This is a genomic window from Bradyrhizobium sp., assembly GCF_049581145.1.
Lineage (GTDB): Bacteria > Pseudomonadota > Alphaproteobacteria > Rhizobiales > Xanthobacteraceae > Bradyrhizobium.
In genome coordinates this window covers 1-2371 of sequence record NZ_JBAURI010000806.1, presented here as the reverse complement: position 1 = coordinate 2371, position 2371 = coordinate 1, and the positions used below count along the sequence as shown (strand labels likewise).

Below are 2371 nucleotides of genomic sequence, written 5' to 3'. Positions count from 1 at the left end.
GACCACGGGTTTGTTGGCGGCGAGCGCGATACCGCGCGCGGCCGACAGTCCGACGCGCAAGCCGGTGAAGCTGCCGGGACCGGTCGTCACCGCAATGCGGTCGAGCGCCGCGAACGGCACGCCCGATTGCCGCATCACGCGCGCCAGCATCGGCATCAGCGCCTCGGCATGGCCGCGCTTCATGGCGTCTGATTCGACCGCGATCAGCTCGTTGGCATCGGTATCGAGCACGGCCGCCGCGCAGGCGTCGAGCGCGGTATCGATGGCGAGGATCAGCATGGGCAGGCAAACAGCCAGCGGTGAATGGCGAATGGAAAGTCTGGGGTATCATCCATTCGCGATTCGCCACGCACCATTCGCTGCTCCTCGCATCGGCAGGACTTCACATCGGACGCACTTCGACCACGTCGGGCACGAAATGCTTGAGCAGGTTCTGGATGCCGTGCTGAAGCGTGGCGGTCGATGACGGGCAGCCCGAGCAGGCGCCCTTCATGTTGAGATAGACGATGCCGTCCTTGAAGCCGCGGAAGGTGATGTCGCCGCCGTCATTGGCAACCGCCGGCCGCACCCGGGTTTCGATCAGCTCCTTGATCATCTCGACCGTTTCGGCGTCCTGTTCGTCGAAGAACTCATCGTCCTCGTCGCGCCGCTCGTCGCTGGCCACGGTGCCGTCGGCGAGCAGCGGCGCGCCGGACATGTAATGCTCCATGATGGCGCCAAGGATCGCGGGTTTCAGATGTTGCCAGTCGCTGCCGTCCTTGGTGACGGTGATGAAATCGGCGCCGTAGAACACGCCGGTGACGCCGGCGACATCGAACAGGCGCTCGGCAAGCGGCGAGCGCCTGGCGGACGCCCGATCGGCAAATTCCAGGGTGCCGCCGTCGAGCACGGTGCGCCCGGGGATGAATTTCAGGGTGGCGGGATTGGGGGTGGCTTCGGTCTGGATGAACATGGATTTTCTCCGGCGTCGCCGGTTCAAGGCCGGCGCGTGAAGGGATCTTTAGCAGATGGCGTCGGCAAACGCACGATCAAGGGTTCCCGCACCCGCGCCGGCTTGAAAAGCCTGCCTCGTCAATGGTCTGCACCGTGCCGAAGTTCGAAACCCGAAGCCAACGATATCGCGGCCTCTCTTACCTCCCCTGGAGGGGCAGAGGAGGTAAGTGGCGCGCGTGGCCAAGATCAGGGCTTGCGGACGAAACCGACGATGTCCTTGGTCTTGCGCATGGTTTCGTCGGCGATGGCGCGGGCGCGGTCGGCGCCGTCGATCAGGATCGCATCGACATGGCCGGGATCGGCGACCAGCCGCTTCATCTCGGCGGCGATCGGCGCCAGCTTTTCGACGCAGAGCTCGACCAATGCGTTCTTGAAGCTGGAAAACTGCCCGCCGCCGAAATCGCGCAGCACCTCGGCTTTGCTGCGTCCGGACAGCGCGGCGAAAATACCGACGAGGTTGTCAGCCTCCGGCCGCGTCTCCAGGCCTTTTTCCTCCGTCGGCAGCGGTTCCGGATCGGTCTTCGCCTTGCGGATCTTCTGCGCGATGGTGTCGGCATCGTCGGTCAGGTTGATGCGGGAATTGTCCGACGAATCCGATTTCGACATCTTCTTGGTGCCGTCGCGCAGCGACATCACGCGCGTTGCCGGACCGGTGATCAGGGGCTCCGGCTGTGGAAAGAACAGGCCGTCATTGGAGCCATGGCTGCGGACGGAGTCACCGAAATCATTGTTGAATTTCTGCGCGATGTCGCGGGCCAGCTCCAGGTGCTGCTTCTGGTCCTCGCCGACCGGCACATGGGTGGCGCGGTACAACAGGATGTCGGCCGCCATCAGCACCGGATAGTCGTATAGGCCGATCGAGGCGTTCTCGCGGTCCTTGCCCGCCTTCTCCTTGAACTGGGTCATGCGGTTGAGCCAGCCGACCCGGGCCACGCAGTTGAAGATCCAGGCGAGCTCCGCATGTCCGGAGACCTGGCTCTGGTTGAACACGATGTGCTTCTTCGGATCGATGCCGGCGGCGATGAAGGCCGCGGTGACTTCGCGGGTGTTGCGCGCAAGCTCCGTCGGGCCGCCCCACACCGAGACCGGCTGGGTCAGCGCGTGCATGTCGACCACGCAGTACAGACAATTATGCGTCTCCTGCAGCTTCACGAAATTGACGATCGCGCCGAGATAGTTGCCGAGATGCAGATTGCCTGTCGGCTGGACGCCCGAAAAAACCCGTTCAACGAATGCCATCGTTCAATCATCCCGCGAAGTTCGAATTGGCGCCGTCGTTTGCCACGCGCGGCCTAGGCGCGCAAGTCGCGTGGCTCGCGCTGCCGGACCGCATCCATGGCCGCGCGCCAGCCGGTGACGCCGAAGCCGGCCAGAAGCC

At 64.2% G+C, this 2371-nt stretch carries 3 protein-coding genes; all 3 read right to left on the bottom strand.

Annotation, left to right across the window (positions count from 1 at the left end; genetic code table 11):
• A partial coding sequence (gene tsaB / locus WCB02_RS26420; RefSeq protein ID WP_423962707.1) for a tRNA (adenosine(37)-N6)-threonylcarbamoyltransferase complex dimerization subunit type 1 TsaB occupies positions 1 to 279 on the bottom strand: 279 nt, incomplete at its 3' end.
• Between the two features lie 103 nt (positions 280 to 382).
• Positions 383 to 952: a NifU family protein gene (locus tag WCB02_RS26415; RefSeq protein WP_423962706.1), complete on the bottom strand. Its 570-nt coding sequence runs from the start codon at positions 950 to 952 to the stop codon at positions 383 to 385.
• A gap of 227 nt (positions 953 to 1179) precedes the next feature.
• Complete coding sequence (gene trpS / locus WCB02_RS26410) at positions 1180 to 2232, bottom strand: tryptophan--tRNA ligase (RefSeq protein ID WP_423962705.1); 1053 nt, start codon at positions 2230 to 2232, stop codon at positions 1180 to 1182.
• Positions 2233 to 2371: the final 139 nt, after the last annotated feature.

Coding starts and splice junctions, on each gene's coding strand:
- trpS (WP_423962705.1), bottom strand. CDS start 2,232: ATGGCATTCGTTGAACGGGTTTTTTCGGGCGTCCAGCCGACAGGCAAT.
- WCB02_RS26415 (WP_423962706.1), bottom strand. CDS start 952: ATGTTCATCCAGACCGAAGCCACCCCCAATCCCGCCACCCTGAAATTC.